Source organism: Ohtaekwangia sp., assembly GCF_036786105.1.
In the GTDB taxonomy this organism is placed as follows: Bacteria; Bacteroidota; Bacteroidia; order Cytophagales; family Cyclobacteriaceae; genus Ohtaekwangia.
Genome location: NZ_DAIQRQ010000126.1, coordinates 1 through 3,729, shown reverse-complemented (window position 1 = coordinate 3,729; position 3,729 = coordinate 1). Strand labels below are relative to the sequence as shown.

Below are 3,729 nucleotides of genomic sequence, written 5' to 3'. Positions count from 1 at the left end.
CTGCGTAGTCCCAATTTGTTGGGGAAAATCGGGTTGATCATATATAACTATCATTACCTGCGCACTTTTCCCAAGGCGTTGTTAACGGTGTCGCTGGTGGTGGGTGGTGCAGTGATAGCGGGAGAGATCATCCGGTTTCTGGTGAAGCGTTCGGTTATCAAACGCATCACCGGTAAAGTGGTACTGATTGTGGGGATGGTACTGATTGCTGCCGTCTTTGTGAAAACCGCGATAGACTTTACAGCCTGGAGCTACAGTCACACAGGGTTACGATTTCGTATTGGTGCCCATTTATTGCCGGCCATACTATTTGTTGTATTCTTCTACACATATAGTACCTTGCCGAAAATTCACAGACCTTTTCCGGAATCCCCCTCATCCGCGGAAGGAGGTGCAAGCAATAAAACTATTTTACCGGAATGATCACTGTTGATCCCAAAGAAATACCCTCTTCTACATTACATGCTTACTTGCTGGGTGCGGTTACTCCCCGGCCCATCGCATTTGCCAGCACCATAGATAAAGACGGCCAGGTAAATTTAAGTCCTTTCAGTTTTTTTAACTGCTTCGGTTACAATCCACCACTGCTCATTTTTTCTCCCGCACGCAGAGGCCGCGATAACACCACCAAACATACTTACGAGAATATTCTGGAAGTACAGGAAGTAGTGATCAACGTAGTGAACTACGCCATGGTGCAACAGATGTCGCTGGCCAGCACCGAGTATCCAAAGGGAGTAAATGAATTTGTGAAAGCTGGTTTTACCGAAGTGCCATCCATTGTGGTAAGTCCTCCGCGTGTAAAAGAAGCTCCAATCGCGATGGAGTGCAACGTACTGCAGGTGGTGCCCACCGGAATGGAAGGCGGTGCAGGAAACCTGATTATCTGCGAAGTAGTGCTCATGCACATCAACGAAGCAGTGCTCGATGCAGAAGGGAAAATCGATCCTTTCAAGGTAGACGCTGTGGCGCGACTCGGTGGCGACTGGTACTGCCGCGTGCAGGGCGATTCAATCTTCAAAGTACCAAAGCCGCTCGATAAACTCGGCATTGGTGTTGACGGTATACCGGAAGCGATACGCTATAGCAAAATTCTTTCGGGCAACGACCTCGGTATGCTGGCCAATGTAGAACATATACCGGCTGTTACTGCCGACCGTTTCTTTATATCGCAGCCACATGTGCAGCAGGCATTGGAGCAAGGTGAAGATGCCGTGCATCTGCTGGCACACATCTTATTATCGGAAGGGAAGACCGAGGAGGCATGGCAAGTGCTATTGCTCTCGTTGCGATAGCTGCTGAATAGAATCAGGTATACACCGCGGTTTATTCCGCAGGATACACCATGACAGTTTGTGAGGATTGTTATGTTCCTTTCGTGCCGCGAAGGAATGTTTTTTATTTTCGCTTTCGCGGGATTATTTTTAACAACCCAAAACGTTCTGACGATATGTGTCTGTTACTGAACAATGTTTCGCTGAGAAGATTTCACATGCGGTACACAAAGACGAATGCTGCAGGAGCAGTGTATAAAAATTGATAGATGAGAGTCGCTTTATTTGTTCCCTGTTATGTAGACCAGTTTTATCCGCACGTGGCGATTGCAACGCTGGAGTTGCTGGAGAAGCTGGGCGTTGATGTAGTATATCCGGATGCACAAACCTGCTGTGGTCAGCCCATGGCTAACTCAGGCTTTGAACACCTCACGCATGGATGCAACGATAATTTTGTAAAGAACTTTTCCGGTTACGACTATATCGTGTCGCCTTCCGGAAGTTGTGTGCTGCATGTAAAAGATCATCTGCATGCTTCGGATGAAAATGCGGCTACACACATTCGTGGTAAAGTATATGAGGTGGTAGAATTTTTAACGGATATACTGAACGTGCAAAGTTTACCGGCACGCTTTGAACATAAAGTGGGGTTGCACCAGAGTTGCCACGGTCAGCGTGGATTGAAGATCTCGCAGATGAGCGAACTTGTAGCACCACCATTCTCCAAAACCGAGCGACTGCTTCACATGGTACGCGGACTGGAGCTGATCAAACTGAACCGCACTGATGAGTGCTGCGGGTTTGGCGGTACATTCTGTGTGGCAGAAGAAGCGGTGTCGGTAAAGATGGGCGTTGATCGTGTGGCCGATCATGTGGCGCACAACGCAAGCTATATCACCGGTAACGATATGTCGTGCCTCATGCACCTGGAAGGAATTATCAGACGACAGAATCGCCCGGTGAAAGTGATACATATAGCGGAGATACTAAATGCCGAGAAGTGATGGAACAGAGAACATTGGATCACGCAGCACTGGCAGATAAATTCAACCGCGATGAACCGCGCGTTGACTGGCACGATAAAACACTCTGGTTCATTCGCGAGAAGCGCGACAAAGCTGTTTGGCAAATTACCGAGTGGGAAGACCTGCGCGAAACAGCATCACAGATTAAGAATAACGTACTCGACAACCTGCACGATTACCTTCTCGAATTTGAAAAGCAGGCACAGCAAAATGGCGTTACGGTTCACTGGGCCGCCAATGCCGAGGAGCACAACCGTATAGTACATTCTATTATGCAGCAGCATGGTGTTACTGATATTGTGAAGAGTAAATCCATGCTCACTGAAGAATGCCATCTCAATGAATATCTGCATGAGAAGGGTATAACGGTAGTAGATACCGATCTCGGCGAACGCATTGTACAGCTTGCAGGTGAGCCACCGAGCCACATTGTATTGCCCTGTATACATTGGAAGAAAGAAGAAATAGGAGAGTTGTTTCATCAGCATCTCGGTACACCGAAAGGTAATGCTGATCCACAGTTCCTCACTGCGGCAGCGCGTGAACATCTTCGCCAGCGATTCCTGACGAGTCGTGTGGCTATTACGGGAGTAAATTTTGCAGTAGCAGAAACCGGGGAGATTGTAGTGTGTACCAACGAAGGCAATGCAGACCTCGGCGTGCAACTCGCCGATGTACATATAGCCTGCATGGGCATCGAGAAGATTATACCGCAGCGAAAGCACCTCGGTATATTTCTGCGCTTGCTGGCGCGCAGCGCCACAGGCCAACCTACTACTACCTATTCCAGCCATTTCAGAAAACCACGGCCGGGCCAAACCATGCACATCGTGTTGGTAGACAACGGCCGCAGCGAACGACTGCAACAGGAGAGCTTTCGCAATGCCCTCAAGTGTATACGCTGTGGCGCCTGCATGAATACCTGCCCCGTATACAGGCGCAGCGGAGGTCACAGCTATCAATATGCTATTGCGGGGCCAATCGGTTCTATACTCGCGCCAAGCCTCGACATGAAGAACCATGCCGACCTTCCGTTTGCCTCAACGTTGTGCGGCTCGTGCTCCAATGTGTGCCCGGTAAAAATCAATATACACGAACAACTATACCAATGGCGACAGGTGCTGGTAAAGGAAGGCTATGTGTCGCCTGTAAAGAAGGCAGGTATAGCTGGCATGGCAGCCGTGTTATCGAAGCCAGGTATATATAAAGCTTCAGGTGCTATAGGGCGCTGGTTTATGAAATATATACCCGTGCTGGTGAATAATAAACTTAACCCATGGTATAAACAGCGTGAAATGCCCGCTGTGCCGAAGCAATCGTTTAACGAATGGTATCACCAGAATCGCAAGCAACATGGAAAGCAGGGATAAGATACTGAACGCTCTCAAAAAGAAATTTTCGGATACACCGGCTGCGTTGCCGGTATTGAA

At 48.6% G+C, this 3,729-nt stretch carries 3 protein-coding genes and 1 pseudogene; all 4 read left to right on the top strand.

Going from position 1 to position 3,729, the window contains the following annotated elements; all coding sequences use genetic code 11:
• A pseudogene (locus tag V7Q33_RS23240) lies at positions 1–423 on the top strand (hypothetical protein); the annotation flags it as partial.
• On the top strand, positions 420–1,295 hold the full coding sequence (locus V7Q33_RS23235; RefSeq protein ID WP_333821483.1) for a flavin reductase family protein: 876 nt from the start codon (positions 420–422) through the stop codon (positions 1,293–1,295). The pseudogene V7Q33_RS23240 and the gene V7Q33_RS23235, both read left to right, overlap by 4 nt.
• Before the next feature lie 248 nt (positions 1,296–1,543).
• Positions 1,544–2,278, top strand: coding sequence for a (Fe-S)-binding protein (locus V7Q33_RS23230; protein WP_333821482.1), 735 nt, complete (start codon positions 1,544–1,546; stop codon positions 2,276–2,278).
• Positions 2,278–3,669: a lactate utilization protein B gene (locus V7Q33_RS23225; protein WP_333821481.1), complete on the top strand. Its 1,392-nt coding sequence runs from the start codon at positions 2,278–2,280 to the stop codon at positions 3,667–3,669. The genes V7Q33_RS23230 and V7Q33_RS23225 overlap by 1 nt, the downstream gene beginning before the upstream one ends.
• The last annotated feature ends 60 nt before the right edge of the window (positions 3,670–3,729 follow it).